General features: G+C 65.0%; 20 protein-coding genes and 1 riboswitch. Of the genes, 17 read left to right on the top strand and 3 right to left on the bottom strand.

Annotation, left to right across the window (positions count from 1 at the left end; translation table 11 throughout):
• Window positions 1-54 precede the first annotated feature (54 nt).
• Entirely contained in the window at window positions 55-1,512 is a 1,458-nt protein-coding gene (locus O9Z70_RS02940) for an MDR family MFS transporter (RefSeq protein WP_286021006.1), read from the bottom strand.
• A 388-nt stretch (window positions 1,513-1,900) separates the two neighbouring features.
• On the opposite strand from O9Z70_RS02940, the gene O9Z70_RS02935 reads away from it, so the two are divergent.
• Window positions 1,901-3,049, top strand: a complete 1,149-nt coding sequence (locus O9Z70_RS02935) for a PA0069 family radical SAM protein (RefSeq protein WP_286021005.1) — start codon at window positions 1,901-1,903, stop codon at window positions 3,047-3,049.
• A 212-nt stretch (window positions 3,050-3,261) separates the two neighbouring features.
• The gene (locus tag O9Z70_RS02930; RefSeq protein ID WP_286021004.1) at window positions 3,262-4,140 is read left to right on the top strand and encodes a phosphotransferase family protein; all 879 of its coding nucleotides are present in this window, start codon (window positions 3,262-3,264) and stop codon (window positions 4,138-4,140) included.
• Here the strand turns inward: O9Z70_RS02930 and O9Z70_RS02925 are convergent, their stop codons facing one another.
• The gene (locus O9Z70_RS02925) at window positions 4,141-4,725 is read right to left on the bottom strand and encodes a hypothetical protein (protein WP_286021003.1); all 585 of its coding nucleotides are present in this window, start codon (window positions 4,723-4,725) and stop codon (window positions 4,141-4,143) included.
• Between the two features lie 74 nt (window positions 4,726-4,799).
• On the opposite strand from O9Z70_RS02925, the gene O9Z70_RS02920 reads away from it, so the two are divergent.
• The 3 genes from O9Z70_RS02920 to O9Z70_RS02910 all read left to right on the top strand — a co-directional run bounded on the left by O9Z70_RS02920 (window position 4,800) and on the right by O9Z70_RS02910 (window position 7,079).
• Window positions 4,800-5,165, top strand: a complete 366-nt coding sequence (locus O9Z70_RS02920; protein ID WP_286021002.1) for a DUF4180 domain-containing protein — start codon at window positions 4,800-4,802, stop codon at window positions 5,163-5,165.
• Window positions 5,165-5,860, top strand: a complete 696-nt coding sequence (gene rnhB / locus O9Z70_RS02915) for a ribonuclease HII (protein ID WP_286021001.1) — start codon at window positions 5,165-5,167, stop codon at window positions 5,858-5,860. The genes O9Z70_RS02920 and rnhB overlap by 1 nt, the downstream gene beginning before the upstream one ends.
• Before the next feature lie 82 nt (window positions 5,861-5,942).
• On the top strand, window positions 5,943-7,079 hold the full coding sequence (locus tag O9Z70_RS02910) for a site-specific DNA-methyltransferase (RefSeq protein WP_502870157.1): 1,137 nt from the start codon (window positions 5,943-5,945) through the stop codon (window positions 7,077-7,079).
• 83 nt (window positions 7,080-7,162) lie between these two features.
• Here O9Z70_RS02910 and O9Z70_RS02905 read toward each other — a convergent pair whose 3' ends face one another.
• A complete protein-coding gene (locus tag O9Z70_RS02905) occupies window positions 7,163-8,227 on the bottom strand; it encodes an A/G-specific adenine glycosylase (RefSeq protein WP_286021000.1) in 1,065 nt (354 codons plus the stop codon).
• Window positions 8,228-8,429: 202 nt separating this feature from the next.
• Here O9Z70_RS02905 and O9Z70_RS02900 point away from each other — a divergent pair, with 202 nt between their 5' ends.
• From O9Z70_RS02900 to gcvPB, 12 genes are all read left to right on the top strand, one after another.
• Window positions 8,430-8,945 carry a DUF721 domain-containing protein gene (locus tag O9Z70_RS02900; protein WP_286020999.1) on the top strand — a complete coding sequence of 172 codons (516 nt, stop codon included), beginning with the start codon at window positions 8,430-8,432 and terminating at the stop codon, window positions 8,943-8,945.
• A gap of 89 nt (window positions 8,946-9,034) precedes the next feature.
• A complete protein-coding gene (locus tag O9Z70_RS02895) occupies window positions 9,035-9,709 on the top strand; it encodes a DsbA family protein (RefSeq protein WP_286020998.1) in 675 nt (224 codons plus the stop codon).
• A 237-nt stretch (window positions 9,710-9,946) separates the two neighbouring features.
• Entirely contained in the window at window positions 9,947-13,402 is a 3,456-nt protein-coding gene (locus O9Z70_RS02890) for an AAA family ATPase (RefSeq protein WP_286020997.1), read from the top strand.
• Between the two features lie 225 nt (window positions 13,403-13,627).
• Window positions 13,628-14,032 carry an AtpZ/AtpI family protein gene (locus O9Z70_RS02885; RefSeq protein ID WP_286020996.1) on the top strand — a complete coding sequence of 135 codons (405 nt, stop codon included), beginning with the start codon at window positions 13,628-13,630 and terminating at the stop codon, window positions 14,030-14,032.
• An 8-nt stretch (window positions 14,033-14,040) separates the two neighbouring features.
• A complete protein-coding gene (locus tag O9Z70_RS02880) occupies window positions 14,041-14,820 on the top strand; it encodes a F0F1 ATP synthase subunit A (RefSeq protein WP_286020995.1) in 780 nt (259 codons plus the stop codon).
• A 58-nt stretch (window positions 14,821-14,878) separates the two neighbouring features.
• Window positions 14,879-15,106 (top strand): F0F1 ATP synthase subunit C, encoded by a 228-nt coding sequence (locus O9Z70_RS02875; RefSeq protein ID WP_116589250.1) that lies wholly within the window; start codon window positions 14,879-14,881, stop codon window positions 15,104-15,106.
• A 196-nt stretch (window positions 15,107-15,302) separates the two neighbouring features.
• Entirely contained in the window at window positions 15,303-15,938 is a 636-nt protein-coding gene (locus O9Z70_RS02870; RefSeq protein ID WP_502870176.1) for a F0F1 ATP synthase subunit B, read from the top strand.
• A 5-nt stretch (window positions 15,939-15,943) separates the two neighbouring features.
• Window positions 15,944-16,432, top strand: coding sequence for a F0F1 ATP synthase subunit B family protein (locus O9Z70_RS02865; RefSeq protein ID WP_286020993.1), 489 nt, complete (start codon window positions 15,944-15,946; stop codon window positions 16,430-16,432).
• Window positions 16,433-16,535: 103 nt separating this feature from the next.
• A riboswitch (glycine riboswitch) is annotated at window positions 16,536-16,624 on the top strand.
• 148 nt (window positions 16,625-16,772) lie between these two features.
• The gene (gene gcvT / locus O9Z70_RS02860) at window positions 16,773-17,933 is read left to right on the top strand and encodes a glycine cleavage system aminomethyltransferase GcvT (protein WP_286020992.1); all 1,161 of its coding nucleotides are present in this window, start codon (window positions 16,773-16,775) and stop codon (window positions 17,931-17,933) included.
• A 9-nt stretch (window positions 17,934-17,942) separates the two neighbouring features.
• Window positions 17,943-18,308 carry a glycine cleavage system protein GcvH gene (gcvH, locus tag O9Z70_RS02855; RefSeq protein WP_286020991.1) on the top strand — a complete coding sequence of 122 codons (366 nt, stop codon included), beginning with the start codon at window positions 17,943-17,945 and terminating at the stop codon, window positions 18,306-18,308.
• On the top strand, window positions 18,308-19,651 hold the full coding sequence (gene gcvPA, locus O9Z70_RS02850; protein ID WP_286020990.1) for an aminomethyl-transferring glycine dehydrogenase subunit GcvPA: 1,344 nt from the start codon (window positions 18,308-18,310) through the stop codon (window positions 19,649-19,651). The genes gcvH and gcvPA overlap by 1 nt, the downstream gene beginning before the upstream one ends.
• On the top strand, window positions 19,648-21,192 hold the full coding sequence (gene gcvPB / locus O9Z70_RS02845; protein WP_286020989.1) for an aminomethyl-transferring glycine dehydrogenase subunit GcvPB: 1,545 nt from the start codon (window positions 19,648-19,650) through the stop codon (window positions 21,190-21,192). The genes gcvPA and gcvPB overlap by 4 nt, the downstream gene beginning before the upstream one ends.
• The last annotated feature ends 27 nt before the right edge of the window (window positions 21,193-21,219 follow it).

Genomic DNA, 21,219 nt, shown 5'->3' with positions numbered 1-21,219 from the left:
CTCGCGTCGAGCGCGAGGGTGACGAGCGGTGGGGTTGAAGAAGGTCGGGGAGCCTCAATGCCCGCCCATGCCGGGCGCGCCGCCTTCCGGCCGCCGCACGAAGAATGCGGCAATGACCATGGCCACCGAGATGATGGCGCCGCACAGGAAACCGGCGCGGATACCGGCGGCCAGGGCGTCGACGGCTTCCAGGCCCTCCGCCGCCGCCGAGGCGGTGCGCAGGCTCATCACCGCGACGAACAGGGCAATGCCCGCGGCGCCCGCCACCTGCTGCACCGAACCGAGAATGGCGCTGGCATGGGAATAGAGCGGCGCCGGCACCGAGCCCATCGAGGCGGTGAAGAGCGGGGTAAAGGCCAGGGCCAGGCTGAAGCTCAGGGTGACATGGCCGGCGACCACCGCCCAGACCGGGGTATATTGGCTGACAAAGGTCAAGGCCCACATCACCGCCGACACCATGATCACACCGGGAACCAGCAATGGGCGGGGTCCGACGCGGTCATAGAGGCGGCCGACAATGGGCCCCATCACGCCCATGAGCAGCCCGCCCGGCAGCAGGATCATGCCGGTCTGCAAAGTGTCGAGGCCGAGCACGTTCTGGGTGTAGATGGGCAAAAGGATCGAACTGCCCAGCAGGGCGACCATGGCGATGGCCATGGTGATCAGCGCCAGCGTATAATTGCGGTGCTGCAAGGTGCGCAGGTCGAGCAGGGCCTTGTCCTCGCTCTGCAATTGCAATTGCCGCCAGATGAAGATGGCCATGGAAACGACGCCGACGACAAGCGGCAGCCAGCTCGGAATGGCCGAGCCAGGCTCGGCGCTCTCGCCCAGGCTGGACAGGCCATAGACGAGGCCGCCAAAGGCCAGCGCCGAGACGATCACCGATAAAACGTCGAGCGGCGCATAGCGCGGATTGGAGACGTTGCGGATGCGCGTCGCTCCCAGAAGCAGCGCCCCGGCGGCAATCGGCAGGGTGAAGTAGAACATGAAGCGCCAGTCGAAATGGGCCAGTATGAAACCGCCGATGGTCGGGCCGATGGCCGGGGCCACCGCCATGACGATCGAGATATTGCCCATGGTCTTGCCGCGCCCTTCCGGCGGCACCAGCGTCATCACCGTGGTCATGAGCAGCGGCATCATGATGGCCGTGCCGGTGGCCTGGATCACCCGGCCGAAGATCAGCATTTCCAGGCCCGGTGCCAGGGCGCAGACCAGCGTGCCCAGGGTGAAGATCGACATGGCCAGCATGTAGATCGGCCTTGTATTAATGCGCTGCAGCAGGAAACCGGTGATCGGGATCACGATGGCCATGGTCAGCAGGAATGCCGTGGTCAGCCATTGCGCGGCGCCCGCCGTGACCCCCAGATCGTTCATCAGGTGCGGGATAGCCACGCTCATGATGGTCTCATTGAGGAAGACCACGAAGGTCGACACCAGCAGGATGGCGATCACCAGCCGGTTCCGCGCCGCATTGTCGGAGGAGTGCGGCGCACTCTCGGGGGAAGCGTCCATTGTGGTTTCCATTGTCATTCCGTATCCCTTGGGAAGCGTTGGTGTCGGGCATGCGACGGAGAGACCCGTCCGGTTTCGACAGCTCTCTCCAAAAATCCTGCGACATGCCGTGTCAGTAGCGACGCCCGCTCTTCGCGCAGACCGGCCAGGGTCATGCGAGCGAAAGCGAACCAGTCATGCGGAACGGAACGGCGGGCCGAGGGGCGGCTTCTCTACGCAGATAATCGCGTCCCGTCCAGTCTTGTAATGCATAAGAGCCCTGCCGATATCAGCACTGAGGCGCCGGCGTCCGCAGTCAATGTTCTTGTTATGTTCTCATTGTGCTGCTAGGTTCGGAACAGGCCGGTACAGACGATTCTGCCCCGGCATTGCAGCCGGAGACATGAGAATGGCGCTTTACCAGGCCCCCTCCTTCGAAGCCCTGGAACGCTTGAGCCGCAGCCGCGACGCCGATCTGGCGCGGCGCGAACTGGTGCAGCCGGAGCGCATTCGCGGGCGCGGCGCCCAGTCCAACCGCTCCGGGCGCTTCGAGGTGCATCAGCGCGACAGCTTCGATGACGGCTGGGGCAGCGTCGAGCCGCTGCCCGTGTTCGAGACCGTCGAACATATCGAGCGTGCCAAGAGCATCATCACCTCCAACGACAGTCCCGATATCGGCTTCGAGCGCTCGATCAACGCCTATCGCGGCTGCGAGCATGGCTGCTCCTATTGCTTTGCCCGGCCATCCCACGCCTATCTCGGTCACTCGCCCGGCGTGGATTTCGAGCGCGACATCTATATCAAGACCAATGCGGTGGAGACGCTGCGGGCCGAGCTGGCGGCGAAGAATTACCGGCCCAAGCCCATCGCCATGGGCACCAATACCGATCCCTATCAACCGGCCGAGCGCCAGCACAAGCTGACAAGGGGCATTCTCGAAGTGATGCTGGAGACCAGGCATCCGGTGATGATCACCACCAAATCGGCGCTGATCGTGCGCGATCTCGACCTGCTGAGCGAACTGGCCAATCTGGGCCTGGTCAAGGTGGCGCTCTCGGTCACCTCGATGGACCATAAGCTCAGCCGCAAGATGGAGCCGCGCGCTTCCTCCCCCGCCCGCCGCCTGGAGGCCATAAGGCTATTGTCGGAAGCCGGGGTGCCGACTTCCATCTTCGCCTCGCCGATGATCCCCGCCATCAACGACATGGAGCTGGAACGCATTCTCGACGCCGGCAAGGCGCAGGGCGCGCTCAGCGCCCAGATGATCCTGCTGCGCCTGCCCGGCGAAGTGCGCGACGTGTTCCGCGAATGGCTGCTCCGGCATTTTCCCGACCGGGTGCGCCATGTGCTGTCGCTGGTGCGGGATACGCGCGGCGGCAAGGATTACGATTCGCGCTGGGGCGTACGCATGACCGGCGAAGGCCCCTATGCCGTCCTGCTGCGCCAGCGCTTCGAAAAGGCCCGCGACCGCTATGGGCTGAACGCCAAGCTGCCCGGGCTGCGCACCAACCTCTTCGAGGCCCCGAAGCTGGAAACCAGGCAGATGAGCCTGTTCTAGCGCTGTCTTACCCCACCCGCTGATCGCCCTATTATCGCTCGTCAGCGGACCAACGCACCGCTCGTCACCCTCGGGCTTGACCCGAGGGTTCTTCTCTCTCCCATGGATTGCCGAGACAGCCCGGCAATGACGGCCGAATCCCCCGCTTCCCGGCCGTGATTTCCCTGAAAACCTGAAATGCCCTAAAAAGGCGCCGACATTGCGGAGGCACAATGCCGGCATCGCCGTTCGAACTTTCGGCCCTCAGGGACATCATCATCGTCCGTTTTCCTGCGCTGGAAAACGCATCCTTCCGCCTGCTGTCCGAAGGCTGGGACAGCGTCGCCGTGGATGTCGATGACCGGATCATCTTCAAGTTTCCGCGGCACGAACGGGGCGAAGCCGCGCTGCGCCGCGAGGTGAGCATTCTCGGGCTGGTGGGCGCCAAGGTCGACATGCGCGTACCTTCGCTGGCGCTGTTCGAAACCCCGCTTGTCTTTTCCAGCCACGACAAGATAGCGGGCGAGCATCTAGTCACCCCGCAATATGAGGCGCTGGACGATGCCGCCCGCCTGGTACTCGGTGAGGCGATGGGGCATTTTTACGCCCAATTGCACGATATCGATCCCGCCGAGGCCGTGGCGGCCGGCGCCCTTCCGGTCGAAGCCTGGCTCGACGCCGACGAAATCCTGCGTCGCATCCGGCCGGTCCTGCCAGAAACGCTGTGGCCCTTCGCCGAGGCGATCATGGCGCGCTGGCGCGATCTCGGCCCCGATCCCTATGGCACCATCTACGGCTTTTTCGACGGCCATGGCTGGAACATGGCCTTCGACCATGCCGCCGGGCGGCTCAACGGCGTTTACGACTTCGCCGATTCCGGCCTCGGGCCCCTGCATCAGGATTTTCTCTATTCCAATCTGGTCTCGGACGATCTGACCGCGCGGATCATCACGGCCTATGAACGCGGGACCGGCCGCCATATCGATCGGGACAGGGTGGACCTTCTCACCGGCACCCATCGCCTGTGGGAACTGGCCATGGAGGCGCATCTGCCGGCCCATATCGATGCGCTGGTCGAAGCCATCGCGCTCTGGGCCGGGCGAAGCCGCTAGCTAATATTGCGCCACCTTGCGCGCATAGGTGGACATGAAATCGAGCGAGGCCAGCACTCCGCGCAGCGACATCCGGCTTTCGACCGGCTGGTCCACGCCCGTCAGCGGCACGGCAAGCGTGACGGCGTTGCGTTCCTTCATCTTGTCCAGCACGTCGTCGCGAACCGGGCCGATCAGAAAAAATTGATTGATGGTGTTGTGCCGGGTTTCCAGATCCGTTCCCATGGCAAGCGTGACCGGTCTTTCGCCGCCAAAGGCCAGCACCATGGGCCGCTCGGCATCATAATCGCCGCTTTCGGGCGAGACGGTAATGGCCAGGTCGATCTCGCCATCGAGCCGGTTGCGGATCAATGTCAGCTTGTAGGCCGGCAGGTTGGCGCCGTTGCGTTCCTGGCTGCCGGTGCTGGCAAAGCAGGAATAGCCGTAAAAATCGGTGGCGTCCTCGTCGATGGCGTCGGGACAGGCGGCCAGCCAGTCGCGGTGATATTCCCGCCATTCGCCGAAGGGATGATGGAAGGGTTCGGCCATGGCCGGACCGGCGGGCAGGGCCAGGGCCAGGGCCAATAGCCAGATTGCTTTGCGCATCGTGTCTCTCTCACCTTTGCCCCCCGGCCAGATTCCTATATCAGCATGGCCAAGGTTTGGAAAAGGAGTCGGCTTTGGCCAGCGAGCGCCTCGGCAATCTCACCCTGTTCTTCGTCGCCGCCGATGGCCCGGCCATCGGCAGCGAACAGGATGCGCTCGACCTGCTCGGTGAAACCTATGGCACCGAGACCGACATGCTCGTCGTCCCCTCCAGCCGCTTCGCCCCGGAATTTTTTGATCTCAGCACCAGGCTGGCCGGGCACTTCTTCCAGAAGCTGCAAAATTACCAGATGCGCCTGGCCATTCTCGGCGACATTTCCGAACATGTCGCGCGCAGCAAGGCGCTCGGCGATTTCGTCGGCGAGACCAATCGGCGGGGCCACCATCTGTTCGCTGCCGACCGCGCGGCGCTGGAGGCCGGCCTCAGCCGGAGGTCCTGATGGCGGGCCGGCGCCTCAAGGTGGAAATGGTCAGCGCAGAACTGTTCGCGCCCGAAGCCGGCTATCCCGATTACAGCCATGAACAGATGCTGCTGGCGCGGGGCGCGCGCCTGGTCGCCGGTGTCGACGAGGCGGGGCGCGGGCCATTGGCGGGGCCGGTCGTCGTCGCCGCCGTGCGGCTGGATCCGGCGCGCATCCCCACCGGCCTTAACGATTCCAAGAAGCTGACACCCGAGCGCCGCGACGAGCTCTATGAAGAGATCGTCGCCAGCGCCGAAATCGCCGTGGTCACCGCCCCGCCGGGCGATATCCTGGCGCTCAACATTCGCGGCGCCACCCTCGCCGCCATGGCCCGCGCCGTGCGCGCCTTGCCGCGCCCCGCCGACCGGGTGCTGGTCGACGGGCGCGACGTGCCGCCCGGCCTGCCCTGCCCCGGCATCGCCCTGATCGGGGGCGACGGCCGCAGCGTCTCCATCGCGGCGGCTTCGATAATCGCCAAGGTGACGCGCGACCGCATGTGCGCGATCATGGATTGCGACGCTCCCCATTTCGGCTTTGCCGGCCACAAGGGCTATGGAACGGCGGCGCATCTGGCGGCTCTGGATCGCCATGGCCCCTGCCGCCATCACCGCAACGGCTTCGCCCCGGTGGCGGCGCTGCTGGTGCGAAAAACCGCGCTGGCCGCCTCCGGTTAACTCCCTGCTAACCCCTTGCGAACGCTCCATTAACCCCAGGCCGCTATAACGGTCCTGTTAGTAATGCGTTAGGGTTAAGTGTATGTTGCGTACCGCGCGTACGGCCCGTCAGGCCGATGCGGAAAGGGTGGCCACGCGCCTCCCGATCGATACTATCCTGATGGGCGATTGCATCGACCATATGAATAGTCTGCCGGCCGGCTCCATCGATCTCATTTTCGCCGACCCCCCCTATAATCTGCAGCTCGAGCAGAGTCTCACCCGCCCCGATCAGTCCAAGGTCGATGCGGTGGATGACGATTGGGACAAATTCGACTCTTTCGCCCATTACGACGCCTTTACCCGCGCCTGGCTCGGCGCGGCGCGGCGGCTGCTCAAGCCCGATGGGGCGCTCTGGGTCATCGGCTCCTATCACAATATTTTTCGGGTCGGCGCGGCGCTGCAGGACCTCGATTTCTGGATGCTCAACGACATCGTCTGGCGCAAGGCCAATCCGATGCCCAATTTCCGCGGCACCCGCTTCACCAATGCCCATGAAACCCTGATCTGGGCCGCCAAGAGCCAGAAGAGCCGCGTCACCTTCAATTATGAAGCCATGAAGCTGGCCAATGACGACACCCAGATGCGGAGCGACTGGCTCTTTCCCATCTGCACCGGCGCGGAACGCCTCAAGGGTGAGGACGACAGCAAGCTGCATCCGACCCAGAAGCCCGAAGCCCTCCTGTTCCGCATCCTCAATGCCACGACCAGGCCGGGCGATATCGTGCTCGATCCGTTTTTCGGCACCGGCACGACCGGAGCGGTGGCCCGCAAGCTGGGCCGCCATTTCATCGGCATTGAACGCGAACAAACCTATATTGCCGGCGCCCGCCAGCGCATTGCCAGCATCCGTCCCGGAATGTTCGAGGCGCTGCAATCGGTGACGCCCAAGCGCAAGGAAACCCGCATCCCCTTCGGCTCGCTGGTCGAGCAGGGGGTGATCGAAATCGGTGCGCAACTATTCGATGCGGGGCGGCGTTATTCGGCCATGGTTCGCGCAGACGGCTCGCTCGTCTCGGGTTCGCACCAGGGCTCGATCCACAAGGTCGGGGCGCTGGTTCAGGGCTCCGAGTCATGCAACGGCTGGACCTTCTGGCACCATGAACAATCCGGGCGCGTGGAGCCCCTCGATAGCCTGAGGGCCGACATTCGCCAAAAACTTGATTTGCTTTCTGCCTGATCCTGACCTCCAATCTCCCCATCAGGCTCTATCAACTGGCCGCCGGTTTGCCCCGGCGGCCTTTTTCGTGACCTATGGCGCAATCAATTGTCCAAGCCCGCCTGCGCCAGCACCTTGCGGAACAGGGTCGGCAGCGCCTCGCCCTTGAGCGCCTGTGGTTCGGCCCACCAGCCCTGTTGCAGCCCGTCCGGCGCGACGATTGCCGACCACACTTCCAGTTCCAGCCGGAAATGGGTGAATATATGCACCACCTGGCCGCGATGCCGCCATTGGGCGGGAACTGGATAGACGGGATCGGTCAATGCGCCGGCCCAGTCCGAATTCGGCACCTCGGTCATGCCGGCCAGCAGGCCCTGATGCGGCCGGCTCTGCAAATAGACATCGCCAGCGGCATCGGTCATGACATAGGCATGGCCGCGACGCACCGGTCTTTCGGCCTTTTGCGGCTTGACCGGATAATGCGTCGGCTCGCCCTGTTTCGAGGCCACGCAAGAAGGCTGGAGCGGACAAATCAGGCAAGAGGCCACGCGCGGCGCGCAGATGGTCGCGCCCAGATCCATCATCGCCTGGGCGAAATCCCCGGCCCGTTCGGGCACCGATGCCTGCAAGGCGGCGCGCAATTCTTCCTTGGCCGCGCGCACCGGAACCGGCAGGGCGTGATAGCGCGCCAGCACCCGGTCGAGATTGCCGTCCAGCACCGCGACGGGCTCGTCGAAACAGATCGCCGCAATGGCGGCGCTGGTATAGGCGCCGATGCCGGGCAGCGTCTGCAAAGCCAGCGCGCTTTGCGGAAAAACCCCGTCATGATCCCGCAATACGGCCTGGGCGCAGGCATGCAGGTTGCGTGCCCTGGCGTAATAACCCAGCCCGGCCCATTCGCGCAGCACCGCATCCAGCGGCGCTTCGGCCAGCGCCCGGACATTCGGCCACAGCCCGGTGAAGCGGAGGAAGTAATTCTTCACCGCCGCCACCGTGGTCTGTTGCAGCATGACCTCGCTCAGCCAGACCCGGTAAGGATCGGGCCTGACGCCCCGCTGCCGGTCGGCAGGCGACACCCGCCAGGGCAGGTCGCGCGCATGCACATCGTACCAGGCAAGCACGGCTTCGGCATCGATTGGGTGGGGTTCGGCGAGGGATAATCTGGGCAAGGTGGCTCTCAACTACGCCGGTTCTAGCGCGGAGCGGGCGCAGCGGCAAAGGCTTCTTGTCTGCCCTCGGATGTGATCGCCCCGAAACCACCGCGCGTCACCCTCGCGCTTGACGCGGGGGTGACGGGTCGAGAAGGGGGCGCTATCGGCTCCTTCCCTTCCTCCCCCTTGCCGGCATAGCCGACTGGGGATATTGCAAGACATGTCCAAGGACGAGCAGCCCGCATATAAACGCCGCAACAGGGTAGTTTCCGTCGCCGATGCGCTGGCGGGCGCCATCGACCCCGTGCTGCGCAAGCGCGGCTTTGCCGGCCGGGACATCATCACCCATTGGCCGGCCATCGCGCCGCCCCCCTTCGACCGGACCACGCTGCCGGACCGGCTGAGCTGGCCGCGCGCCGCGCATAATGCGGAAGGCGCGACGCTGCATCTGCGCTGTGCGCCGGGACAGGCGCTCTTCGTCCAGCACGAGGCGCCCGCCATCGCGGCGGCGGTCAACCGCTATTTCGGCTATGTGCTGGTCAAGGATGTACGGTTATGCGCCGAGCCATTCACCCCCGGTTCAGGCCGTAAAGTGCAAAAGCCCTATCAACCGAGCCAGAGCATGCTTGCAAAGGTCGGCGCCCAGACCGAAAAGGTCGAAGACGACAATCTGAGGGAGGCGCTGAGGACGCTGGGTCTGGCGCTCTCCAGCAGATCGAAACGAAACAGCGGATAGGCTGTTCACCGGCAAGTGATGCCATTGCCCACTTGCCGACACCTTCCCCGCGTGTAGTCTCGCGCAGAGAATAATCAGGAGCCGCAAACGTGAAGTTCAATCGCCGTGAAACCATCATTCTCGCCGCCGCCGCTTCGGCGCTGAGCCTGTCCGGCCTGAGCATCGCCCAGGCGGCCGAAGGCGACGTGATCGATGTGTCCAAGCTGATGGAGCCGGCCGGCGGCCTTATCGATCATATCGAGGGCCATGCCGAGGCCCCGGTCACCGTGATCGAATATGCCTCCCCCACCTGCCCGCATTGCGCCAGCTTCCACAATAGCGTCTACGAGCCGTTCAAGGCCGATTACATCGATACCGGCAAGGTGAGGTTCATCGTCCGGCCCTTCGCCCGCAACGCGCTGGACGCCGCCATCTTCATGCTGGCCGAAGCCGCCGGCCCCGAGCATTATCACGAGGTGATCTCCACCTATTTCCGCACCCAGAATGATTGGGGCATGTCCGACAAGCCGCGCGACGCTATCTTCGCGGTGGCCCAGCAACTCGGCTTTACAGAGGAAACCTTCAACGCCGCCTTGACGAATCAGGACACGCTGAACGGGATTGAAGCGCTGAAGAACCAGGCGCTGGAAGAATTCAAGCTGACGGGGACGCCGACATTCTATGTCAACGGCAAGACACTTTCAGGCGGCAAGACCCTCGAGCAGCTCGCTGCCGAGATCGACCCCCTCGTGCCCGCCGGCTTCGTCGCGCCGGCTGCCGAGTAGTAGCGAAGGCGGCCTGCACGTTCACCTGATCAAGTCCGCACCCTGCGGCCGGTTCTTTCGCCCCCTCCCCCTTGAGGAGAGGGCCGGGACGGGGGTGCTGCGGCTTTGTCAAAATGCTGCGTCCCTGGTGGGCGTCAGCACCCCCACCCTTGATCCCTCCCCTCAAGGGGGAGGGAGGCGCAGGCTGCGAAGCATCGAAACGCGCCGTAATACCCCACCTGGTTTGGGGAGCTATCCATGAAATTCTCCCGTCTCCGCCTGCACGGCTTCAAATCCTTCAGCGATGAGACCGTGCTGATCATGGAGCCCGGCCTCACCGGCATTGTCGGGCCCAATGGCTGCGGCAAGTCCAATCTCGTCGAAGCCATGCGCTGGGTCATGGGCGAAAGCTCCTACAAGGCGATGCGCGCCTCGGGCATGGATGACGTCATCTTCTCGGGTTCCGGCAATCGTCCGGGGCGCAACAGCGCCGAAGTCACCCTTGTCCTCGACAATGCCGACCGCACCGCCCCGGCCACGCTCAACAATGCCGATGTGCTGGAAGTCACCCGCCGCATCGAGCGCGAGGCCGGTTCGGTCTATCGCGTCAATGGCAAGGAAACCCGCGCCCGCGATATTCAATTGCTGTTCGCCGATGCCTCGACCGGTTCGCGCTCGCCCGCCATGGTGCGGCAGGGCCAGATCGGCGAATTGATCGCCGCCAAGCCCACGGCGCGCCGCGCCCTGCTCGAAGAAGCCGCCGGCATTTCGGGGCTGCATTCCCGCCGCCACGAGGCGGAGCTGCGCCTGCGCGCCGCCGAAGGCAATCTGGAGCGGGTCGACGACATTATCGGGCAGGTCGAGAGCCAGCTCGAAACTCTCAAGCGCCAGGCGCGGCTGGCCAATCGTTATCGCAGCCTGTCGGGCGACATCCGCCGCGCCGAGGCGACGCTGTTCCATATCCGCTGGGTCGGCACCCGCGTGGCGGAAAAGGAGAACGAGGCGGCGCAGGCGGTGCTGATCCGCCAGCTCGCCGACGCCAATCATGCCGAACATGCCGCGCAAAAAGCCGCCGAAGCGGCGGAGGCGGCGCTGACGCCCTTGCGCGAGCGCGAGGCCGTCACCGGCGCCGTGCTGCAACGCTACACCATACTCGCCGAGCAATTGGCCGACGAAGCCCGCCGCCTGGGCCAGCGCCGGGCCGAACTGGAAGACCGGTTGCGCCAGATCGCTGCCGACGGGTCGCGCGAGCGCGAGCTGGTGGCCGAAAGCGAAACCACATTGGCGGCCTATGGCGAGGAGGCGGCGCGGCTGCAATCCGAGCAGGACGCTGCGGAGGCCGATTTCAGCAATGCCCGCCTCGCCGCCGAGAAGGCCGGCGCCGCCGTCGCCGAGGCGGAGGAGGCGACCCGCGAGGCGGCCGATGCCCTGGCGCAATTGCGCGCCCGGCGGATGCAGGCCGAGCGCAACCTTCAGGATGCGCGCAGCCGGCATGCCCGCCTCGCCCAGCAATTGGCCGAGGTGGAAACCGACATGGCCCGGGTGATCGCCGCGCTGGACGCCGACGAAACCCTGTCCGCGCGCCGCTCGGCGCTGGACACCGCCCAGGCCCAGGCCACCTCCGCCGAAAGCGCCGCACTTTTTGCCGAGGAACGGGCCGGCGCCGCCCAGGCCAGCCTCGATCAGGCCCGGCCGCGCCTCGCCGAGCTCGAAGCGCTGGTGGCGCGGCTCGAAGCCGAAGCCGCCACGCTGGCCAGAATGCTCGATAATGGTTCCGGCCTCTGGCCCGCTATCATGGACGAACTGACCGTCGCACCCGGCTACGAAACCGCGCTCGGCGCCGCGCTCGGCGATGATCTCGAAGCCTCGTCCGATGCCGGCGCGCCGATGCATTGGTCCGTCGCCCTGGACGGCTATGACGATCCCGCTTTGCCACAGGGCGCCGAACCGCTCTCCCGCCACGTCACCGGCAATCCGCTGCTCAAGCGCCGCCTCGACCAGATCGGCCTGGTCGATGCCGTCGACGGCCCGGGGCTGATGCGCGCGCTGAAGCCCGGCCAACGGCTGGTCACCATGCACGGGGCGCTGTGGCGCTGGGACGGGTTCGTCGCCGCCGCCGATGCGCCGAGCGCTGCCGCCCAGCGCCTGGCCCAGCGCAATCGTCTCAACGAACTGGACGAGGAAATCGCCCGCGCCAAGGGCGAGCGCAATGCCTGGAAGCGCGATGTCGAGGCGCTGGCTATCGCACTCGAGGCGGCCCGCCAGGGCGAGCGGACGACGCGCGAGGACTGGCGCCAGGCCCAGCATGCCATTGCCGCCGCGCAATCCGAACTCGACAAGGCCCAGCGGGCTATCGGCGATCTGGCCACCCGCCGCTCCACGCTCGACGATGCCCGCACCCGCCTCGCCGCCAGCCTCAATGAGGCCGAAGCCATGCGCAGCGAGGCCGAGACGGCGCTGGCCGAGGCCGGCGACGAAACCGAAATCGCCGCCCGGGCCGCAGCCGGCCAGCAGCGGCTCGCCGCCCTGCGCGACCAGGCCGATCAGGCCCGGCTGGCGCTGGGCAATGTCGAATCGGCCGCCCGCATGCGCCGCGCCCGGCTCGACCAGCTCGCCCGCGACAGCGCCGCCTGGCAGCGCCGCAGCGATGGGGCGCGGACCCAGCTCGCGACGCTCGACCAGCGCAGCGCCGAGGTGGCGGCGCAGCTATCCGGCCTCGCCGCAGCGCCGGAAGGCTTCGCCGGCCGCAAGGCCCAGCTCGAAGACCAGATCGAAACCGCCCGCATCGACCACCGCAATGCCGGCGACCGGCTCAGCCAGGCCCAGACCGGCTGGCGCGAGGCCGACAAGGCGCTCAAGGCCGCCGGCGACGATCTCAACAAGGTCCGCATCGAGCTGACCCGCATCGAGGAGCGGCTGAAAGGCAATATCGCCCAGCGCCAGCAGATCGAGCGGCAGATCGAGGAATCGCTGGGCATTCCCGCCAGCCGCACCCTGGAAGCCTCCGGCATCCGCCCCGAGGAGGCGCTGCCGCAAGAACAGGCCACCGAGCACAAGCTCGACCGCCTCAAGGCCGAGCGCGAGCGGCTGGGCGGGGTCAACCTCTCGGCCGAAAAGGAAGCTGCAGAGGTCCAGGACAAGCTGGACAATATGGTGCGGGACCGCGACGACATCATCGAGGCCATCGCCAAGCTGCGCAGCGCCATCGCCTCGCTCAACCGCGAAGGCCGCGCCCGGCTCAACGCAGCCTTCGGCCAGGTCAATGCGCATTTCCAGGAACTGTTCACCACGCTGTTCGGCGGCGGCACGGCGGAACTCAGCTTCGTCGAAAGCGACGATCCGCTGGAAGCCGGGCTCGAAATCATCGCCCGCCCGCCCGGCAAGAAGCCGCAGACCATGACCCTGTTGTCCGGCGGCGAACAGGCGCTGACCGCCATAAGTCTGATCTTTGCGGTGTTTCTCACCAATCCGGCGCCGATCTGCGTGCTGGACGAGGTGGACGCGCCGCTCGACGACGCCAATGTCGAGCGCTTCTGCAACCTGCTCGATTCCATGCGCCAGCGCACCAATACCCGTTTCATGGTCATCACCCATAATCCGATCACCATGAGCCGCATGGACCGGCTGTTCGGTGTCACCATGGCCGAACGCGGCGTCAGCCAGCTGGTCTCGGTGGATCTGCAAACCGCCGAAACCTTCCTCGAAGCGGTGTAGTGCCGCTGTCGGACGGCCCAGAATCCCCCCGCCCGGCCATGACTTCGCCATCATCGCGGTGTGGACAGCATGACGCACCCCCTCGATGATGCAAATAAGCATTTCAAAACAATAGCTTAAACCGCGCTTAGTCGCCTTGACACCTTTTGGGGCCACCACTATGTTGCGCGCGACTTAGAAGGACGCCCGTAAAGCACGGGAAATGGCCGGCCAAGGGAGTTGCGGATGACGATACCGCCGGACAACCATGGCCGACCGGAAAACGTCCGCGGGGTGACGCACGATCTGGCATCGCGCATCGCCTCCGCCAAGCGGGAGCGGGACCGGGAGGACGACAGAGCCTCGCGCGATGCTTCCCCGGAGATGAGCGGTCTGGCGCGCGGTCTGCGCATCGGCACCGAATTCATCGCCGCGGTTCTGGTGGGTGCCGGCATCGGCTATCTCATCGACCTTGGCCTGGGAACCAGCCCCTGGGGCTTGCTCATCCTCTTGCTGATGGGCTTCGCCGCTGGAATCCTGAACGTCATCCGTGTGGTGGCGGAAATGAATGCCGCATCGCCTGCCCCGCCGGGCTCCGATCTCGGACCTGGCGCGGAAGACGAAGAGCGGAACGATAATGATGACGCTTAGAGGGCTCCATGGCCGGTACTGACCCGATCCACCAGTTTGTCATCTATGACATCGCCAAGCTCTTCACCTTGGGCGGCGACGGCGCCGAGGGCTCCGGCACCACTTTCGCCTTCACCAATTCGGCCCTGTTCATGGTGCTGACGGTCGGGGTGATCGTCGCCTTCATGCTGCTGGCCACGTCCGGCAAGCGCCTGGTGCCCAACCGGCTGCAATTGACGGCGGAACTGCTCTATGAATTCGTCGCCGGCATGGTGCGCAGCTCGGCCGGCAAGGAAGGGATGAAGTTCTTCCCGCTGGTATTCAGCCTCTTCACCTTCATCTTCATCGCCAACATGTTCGGCATGGTGCCGTATTTCTTCACCGTCACCAGCCACATCATCGTCACCTTCGCGCTGTCGATGCTGGTGTTCCTCACCGTCATTCTCTATGGCTTCATCAAGAACGGCCCGAAATTCCTCAAGCTGTTCGTGCCGGCCGGCGTGCCGGGCTATATCCTCCCCATCGTGACGCCGATCGAGGTCATTTCCTTCCTCTCGCGCCCCATCAGCCTGTCGGTTCGTCTTTTCGGCAACGTGCTTGCCGGCCACATCACCCTCAAGGTGTTCACCGGCTTCGCCGTGATGATGATTGCCGGCCTGGGTGCCATTGGCTGGGCCGCCGCCATCCTGCCGATGATCATGGCGGTTGCCATCACCGGCCTCGAGTTTCTCGTCGGTTCAGTTCAGGCCTATGTCTTCGCGGTCCTGACCTGCATGTATCTCAACGACGCGATCCATCCGTCCCACTAACCAACCAATTTCGGCGGATGGCCCGCCGGACCCCAACGTCGCTTGAAAGGACTAAAAAATGGAAGCTGAAGCCGCAAAGTACATCGGTGCCGGTATTGCCACCTTCGGTATGGCTGGTGCCGCCCTGGGCGTGGCCAACATCTTCGGTAACTTCCTGTCGGGTGCCCTGCGCAACCCGTCGGCTGCTCCGAGCCAGTTCGGTAACCTGATCTTCGGTTTCGCCGTGACCGAAGCTCTGGGCATCTTCTCGTTCCTGGTCGCCCTGATCCTGCTGTTCGTCGCCTGATCGCGGCAGCAAGAGATTACCGCAGCCGGGCCTTTGGTTCGGCTGCGCTCCCTTCTCCGGCATCTGGCCGGATGACCGGACTAAGCAATTCCAACAAAAGTGCATAGCGGTTTTGTGTCCGGAATTGCCTCAACAAGCAGAGAGAGCTGCCTTGTTTTTCGACACGGAAAACAATGAGCTCTAACGGGACTTCGACCTGATGGTAACGCAAGCCTACGCTCAAGAAGCGGAAATCCCGGCGGAAGACCTCGCTGGCGAAGCCGTGCCTGTGGAAGGCGGCGAGCACGCCGATCCGACCGCAGATACGCATGCCACGACCGAAGCGCATGCTGGCGAAAGCCATTCGGACGTCTTCCCGCCCTTCGATCCTGCGACCTTTCCCAGCCAGCTTTTGTGGCTCGCCATTACCTTTGGCGCGCTCTATCTGCTGATGAGCAGGCTCGCCCTGCCCCGCCTCGGCGGCATTCTGGAAAACCGCAAGGCCCTGATCGATGCCGATCTGGCGGCCGCCGATGCGGACCGCCAGAAGACCGACGCTGCCATCGCCGCCTATGAACAGGCGCTGGCGGAAGCCAGGGGCAAGGCCCAGGGCATCGCCGCCGAGACCCGGGAGGCCATTCAGGCCGATCTGGCTCAGAAGCGAAGCGCGGTGGAAGCCGACCTGTCCGCCAAGGTCGGCGCCGCCGAAACGCGCATCGCCCAGACCAAGGCCGAAGCCCTCACCCATGTCGACGAGATCGCCACCGAAACGGCCCAGGCCGTAATCGGCCAGATCATCGGCGATGTCCCTGCGGACAGCGTTCGCGCTGCCGTGGCCAAGGTTAAGGGGTAAACGCCATGCCCGAATGGTTGGATAACAGCTTCTTTGCGATGCTGAGCCTCGTCATCTTCGTGGTTCTGGCTATCGTGATCGGCGTCCCCGGCATCATCGCCAAGATGCTGGACGGCAAGATCAAGCAGATCGAAGACGACATCGCCGAGGCCAAGCGCCTGCGCGAGGAGGCTGCCGCCCTGCTGGTCGAATACGAACAGAAGCGCGTCGCTGCCGAGCAGGAAGCCGAGGGCATCATCGCCGCGGCCAAGGAAGAGGCCGAACGCCTGGCCATTGAAGCCCAGGCTTCGCTGGCCGATCTGGTCACCCGCCGCACCAAGTCGGTGGAAGACAAGATCGCCCAGGCCGAGGCCCAGGCCGTCGCCGAAGTGCGCGCCCGCTCCGCGGACGTCGCCATCGAGGCCGCCCGCACCGTGCTGTCGGACGAGATGGGCAAGCAAGGCGGCAAGGTCATCGACGCCGCCATCGCCGATGTCGGCGGCCGGCTGAACTAAGGCCGATCCGGTCCGATCGAATTCAAGGCGGGCAGCAATGCCCGCCTTTTTCGTTGATGACCACGTCCTCCCGTTGACGCTCCCCGGATTCTCCACCATGGTAAAGATGATTGCGGGAGAGATCGGCCTTGTGCCGGCGCCGAAGGAGCAACCGCCCCGGAAACTCTCAGGCAAACGGACCGCAATCGGGTCGTAACTCTGGAAAGCAGGCCGCTAGCGGCTTCTCCGAAGGAGCAACCGGCGCTCAGCCGGGAAATCTCTCAGGGCAAGGACAGAGGGGGCACGCATATCCGCCGCGAGGCGGAGCCTTGCCGTGTCGCCGTCCAGCCAGAGAGTGTCCATGGCCGAAGCCAGTTCCGCAGACCTCAAACAAACCCCGCTCTATGAACGCCATGTCACCGCCGGCGGCCGCATGGTGCCGTTTGCCGGCTATGCCCTGCCGGTGCAATATCCCAGCGGCATCATGGCCGAGCACAAATGGACGCGGGAACAGGCCAGCCTGTTCGATGTCAGCCATATGGGCCCGAGCGTCCTCACCCTGGCCCGGCCCAGCGGCGACGCCGAAGCCGATCACGCCGCCATCGCCGCCATCATCGAACCGCTGATCTGCGGCGACATTGCCGGCCTCAAGCCCGGCCAGATCCGCTACACGCTGCTGCTCAACGATAAGGGCGGCATCATCGACGACCTGATGGTCGGCCGGCCGGCCGAGCGGCCCGGCACGCTCTATATCGTCGTCAATGCCGGCACCAAGGAGGGCGACTTCGCCCTGATCGCCCAAGCGGCGGGTGACCGGGCCCGGCTGGACCGCGCCGACAATGGCGGCCTGCTGGCCCTGCAAGGTCCTGAAGCCGCCGCCGTCATGGCCGCGCTCCTGCCCGACGCCACCCGCTTGGGCTTCATGCAATTCGGCACCTTCGACTGGAATGGCGTGCCGGTCACCATTTCCCGCGCCGGCTATACCGGCGAGGACGGTTTTGAAATCCTGGTTCCCGGCCACATGGCCGTGGCGCTATGGGATGAATTGCTGGTCGATCCGCGCGTCAGGCCGGCGGGCCTCGGCGCCCGCGACAGCCTCCGCCTCGAAGCCGCCCTGCCGCTTTATGGCCACGATCTGGACGACAGCGTCTCGCCCATCGAGGCCAATCTCGGCTTCGCCGTTTCCAGACGCCGCCGCGAGGCAGCCGATTTCCCCGGCGCCCGGCGCATCCTCGCCGAGCGCGACGGCCAGCTCACCCGCAAGCGCGTTGCCCTCATCGTCGAAGGCGCGCCGGCCCGCGAAGGCGCCGAAATTCTCGATGCCGAGGGCTCGGTCATCGGCGTGGTCACCAGCGGCGGCTTCGCCCCCTCGCTCGGCAAGGCCATCGCCCTCGGCTTCGTGCCGCCCGCTGCCACCGCCATCGGCACGAGGCTCCAGGTTTCGGTCCGCGGCCGCGCCCAGCAGGCCGAAATCACCGCCACCCCCTTCGTTCCCCACCGCTATTTCCGCAAGCCAGCCTGAGGCCCCGCCATGACGACCAAATATACCCCCGACCACGAATATATCCGTGTCGATGGTTCCACCGGCATTGTCGGCATCACCGCACATGCCCAGGAGCAATTGGGCGACATCGTCTTCGTCGAACTGCCCGAGATGGGCAAGGTGCTCAAAAAGGGCGACGAGGCCGCAGTGGTGGAATCGGTAAAAGCTGCGTCGGAAATCTATTCACCAATGGCCGGTGAGGTCGTTGCGGTTAACTGTCTGCTAACCGAAGAGCCCGGTTTGCTAAACGCCGAGCCCGAGAATGGCGGCTGGATTTTCAAGATCAAGATCACCGATGCCGGTGAGCTCGATACCCTGCTCGACGACGCGGCCTATGCGGATCTGACCAGGTAATGCGCTATCTTCCTCATTCCGCCCATGAGCGCGCCGAAATGCTCGGCACCATCGGGGCATCCGATATCGACGCGCTGTTCAGCGCCGTCCCCAAAGCCGCGCTCAAGAATTTTTCTCTTGATTTACCGGCACATAGCCCGGAATTCCTGGTGGAAGCGCATATGCGCTCCCTGGCCGGCCGCAACCACGCGGCGGGCGATGGCCCGTTCTTTGTCGGCGCCGGCGCCTATCGGCATCACATCCCGGCGACGGTCGACCATTTAATCCAGCGTTCTGAATGGCTTACCGCCTATACGCCCTATCAGCCGGAAATCTCGCAGGGCACGTTGCAGATGCTGTTCGAGTTCCAGACCCAGGTCGCCAAGATCACCGGCATGGATGTCGCCAATGCCAGCCTCTATGATGGCTCGACCGGTACGGCTGAAGCCGTTCTGATGGCTAGACGTTTGACTCGTAAGAGTAAAATCGTCCTGTCCGGCGGACTGCACCCGCATTACCGCGACGTGGTGAAGGCCTATCTCAAGGACGATCCGGACCTCGTCTGCCTCTCCCCCTCGCCGGAGGGACAGGGCGATATTCTTGAGCAGATCGACGGCGACACCGCCGCCATCGTCATCCAGACCCCTGATTTCTATGGCCATCTCCGCGACCTGCAAGGCGCCGCCGACGCCGCCCACGCCCAGGGCGCGCTACTGATCGTCGTCGTCACCGAGATCGTCTCGCTTGGCCTGCTCGAAGCGCCGGGCGCGCTGGGTGCCGACATTGTCGTCGCCGAGGGCCAATCCATTGGCAATGCTCTGAATTTCGGTGGCCCCTATCTCGGCCTCATGGCTACCCGCAAGCAATTTATCCGCCAGATGCCGGGCCGCCTTTGCGGCGAGACCGTCGATGCCGACGGCAATCGCGGCTTCGTCTTGACGCTGTCCACCCGCGAACAGCATATCCGCCGCGAGAAGGCGACCAGCAATATCTGCACGAATTCAGGGCTTTGCGCCCTGGCCTTCTCCATCCACATGGCGCTGCTCGGCGAAGCCGGCTTCATCCGCCTCGCCCGCCTCAATCACGCCAATGCCGTCAGATTGGCCGATGCCCTGGCCGGCGTTCCGGGCGTCGAAGTGCTCAACAAGACCTTCTTCAACGAAATGACCATCAGGGTCGCCCAGCTCGCCGCCGCCCTGGTGGAACGGCTGGCCAGGCGCGGCATTCTCGCCGGCGTTCCCGCCAGCCGGCTGCTGCCCGACGATCCGGAAGTCGAAAACCTCATCATTCTCGCCGCCACCGAACTCACCAGTGATAGCGACATCGCCGCCCTCGCCGCCGCCCTGACGGAGGAACTGGCATGAGCATGAACAATCAAGGCCGCCCCACCGGCGTCGGCTCCATCGGCACCGCCGCGTCCGGCTCGGCGCTGCTGCCCGACGAACCACTACTGTTCGAGATCGGCGACAACGAACATTCCGGCGTCGACCTGCCCGAGGTCGAGCTTGCCCAGGACCGTCTCGGCGGCTTCGCCCGCAAGAGCAAGCTCGACCTGGCCGGCCTCACCGAGCCCGAGGCCATGCGCCATTATGTGCGCCTCTCGCGCCTCAATCATTCCATCGATAGCGGCATGTATCCGCTGGGCTCGTGCACGATGAAGCACAATCCGCGCCTCAACGAGAAAATGGCCCGCCTGCCCGGCTTTGCCGACATCCATCCCTTGCAGCCGGTTTCGACCGTGCAGGGCGCGCTGGAGCTGATGAACCAATTGTCGCATTGGCTGATGACGCTGACCAATACCGCCGCCGTGGCGCTGTCGCCCAAGGCGGGCGCGCATGGCGAATTGCTCGGCATGATGGCGATCAAGGCGGCACAGGCGGCCCGGGGCCAGGCGCACCGTTCCGTGGTCCTGGTTCCCGAAAGCGCCCATGGCACCAATCCAGCGACCGCCGCCTTTCTCGGCTATAGTGTCAAGCCCGTGCCGGCCAAGGCCGATGGCACCGTGGATGTCGAAGCGGTGAAAACGGCGCTTTCGCCGGAGGTCGCGGCGATCATGCTCACCAATCCCAATACCTGCGGCCTGTTCGAGCCGCAGGTTATCGAGATCGCCAAGGCGGTGCATGAGGCGGGGGCGTTCTTCTATTGCGACGGCGCCAATTTCAACGCCATCATGGGCATCGTCCGGCCGGGCGATCTGGGCATCGACGCCATGCATATCAACCTGCACAAGACCTTCTCGACGCCCCATGGCGGCGGCGGCCCGGGCGCCGGCCCCGTGGTGCTGTCCGAGGCGCTGGCACCCTTCGCGCCGGTGCCGTTCGTGCGCAGGAATGGCGATGCGTTGGAAATGGTCGAGCATGCCGAGGGCCAAGCCCTGGGCCGCGTCACCGCCTTCCATGGCCAGATGGGCATGTATGTGCGCGCGCTGACCTATATGTTGAGCCATGGCGCCGATGGCCTGGCCCAGGCAGCTGAAGATGCGGTGCTTAACGCCAATTATGTCAAGGCGCGGCTGCAACACCTGTTCTCCGTGCCGTTCCCCGAATATCCGGCCATGCACGAAGCCCTGTTCGACGACAGCTTCCTCAAGGATAGCGGCGTGACCACGCTCGATTTCGCCAAGGCGCTGATCGATGAAGGCTTCCACCCCATGACCATGTATTTCCCGCTGGTGGTGCATGGCGCCATGCTGATCGAGCCGACCGAAAGCGAGAGCAAGCAAACGCTGGATCGCTTTTGCGAGGTCATGGCGGAACTGGCAAGCGATGCCAAAGCCGGCAATAGGGAGCGCTTCACCGCCGCCCCGATGAAGGCCCCGCGCCGGCGTCTGGACGAGACGCGCGCCGCCCGCCAGCCCATCCTCAAATGGGAACGCCCGGCGAACCTGCCGCAAGCGGCCGAATAAGCAAAGGCCCGGAACGTTCCGGGCCTT

This window comes from Devosia sp. YIM 151766, assembly GCF_030285925.1.
In the GTDB taxonomy this organism is placed as follows: Bacteria; Pseudomonadota; Alphaproteobacteria; order Rhizobiales; family Devosiaceae; genus Devosia.
This window is presented reverse-complemented; position numbering and strand designations above follow the sequence as displayed.

Excerpts from the sequence above, each read along its gene's own strand:
- rnhB (WP_286021001.1), top strand. The coding sequence starts at position 5,165 with ATGGCGGGCCGGCGCCTCAAGGTGGAAATGGTCAGCGCAGAACTGTTC.
- O9Z70_RS02910 (WP_502870157.1), top strand. The coding sequence starts at position 5,943 with ATGTTGCGTACCGCGCGTACGGCCCGTCAGGCCGATGCGGAAAGGGTG.
- O9Z70_RS02935 (WP_286021005.1), top strand. The coding sequence starts at position 1,901 with ATGGCGCTTTACCAGGCCCCCTCCTTCGAAGCCCTGGAACGCTTGAGC.
- O9Z70_RS02925 (WP_286021003.1), bottom strand. The coding sequence starts at position 4,725 with ATGCGCAAAGCAATCTGGCTATTGGCCCTGGCCCTGGCCCTGCCCGCC.
- O9Z70_RS02940 (WP_286021006.1), bottom strand. The coding sequence starts at position 1,512 with ATGGACGCTTCCCCCGAGAGTGCGCCGCACTCCTCCGACAATGCGGCG.
- O9Z70_RS02880 (WP_286020995.1), top strand. The coding sequence starts at position 14,041 with ATGGCCGGTACTGACCCGATCCACCAGTTTGTCATCTATGACATCGCC.
- O9Z70_RS02930 (WP_286021004.1), top strand. The coding sequence starts at position 3,262 with ATGCCGGCATCGCCGTTCGAACTTTCGGCCCTCAGGGACATCATCATC.
- O9Z70_RS02890 (WP_286020997.1), top strand. The coding sequence starts at position 9,947 with ATGAAATTCTCCCGTCTCCGCCTGCACGGCTTCAAATCCTTCAGCGAT.
- gcvT (WP_286020992.1), top strand. The coding sequence starts at position 16,773 with ATGGCCGAAGCCAGTTCCGCAGACCTCAAACAAACCCCGCTCTATGAA.
- O9Z70_RS02875 (WP_116589250.1), top strand. The coding sequence starts at position 14,879 with ATGGAAGCTGAAGCCGCAAAGTACATCGGTGCCGGTATTGCCACCTTC.
- O9Z70_RS02865 (WP_286020993.1), top strand. The coding sequence starts at position 15,944 with ATGCCCGAATGGTTGGATAACAGCTTCTTTGCGATGCTGAGCCTCGTC.
- gcvPA (WP_286020990.1), top strand. The coding sequence starts at position 18,308 with ATGCGCTATCTTCCTCATTCCGCCCATGAGCGCGCCGAAATGCTCGGC.
- gcvH (WP_286020991.1), top strand. The coding sequence starts at position 17,943 with ATGACGACCAAATATACCCCCGACCACGAATATATCCGTGTCGATGGT.
- gcvPB (WP_286020989.1), top strand. The coding sequence starts at position 19,648 with ATGAGCATGAACAATCAAGGCCGCCCCACCGGCGTCGGCTCCATCGGC.
- O9Z70_RS02900 (WP_286020999.1), top strand. The coding sequence starts at position 8,430 with ATGTCCAAGGACGAGCAGCCCGCATATAAACGCCGCAACAGGGTAGTT.
- O9Z70_RS02885 (WP_286020996.1), top strand. The coding sequence starts at position 13,628 with ATGACGATACCGCCGGACAACCATGGCCGACCGGAAAACGTCCGCGGG.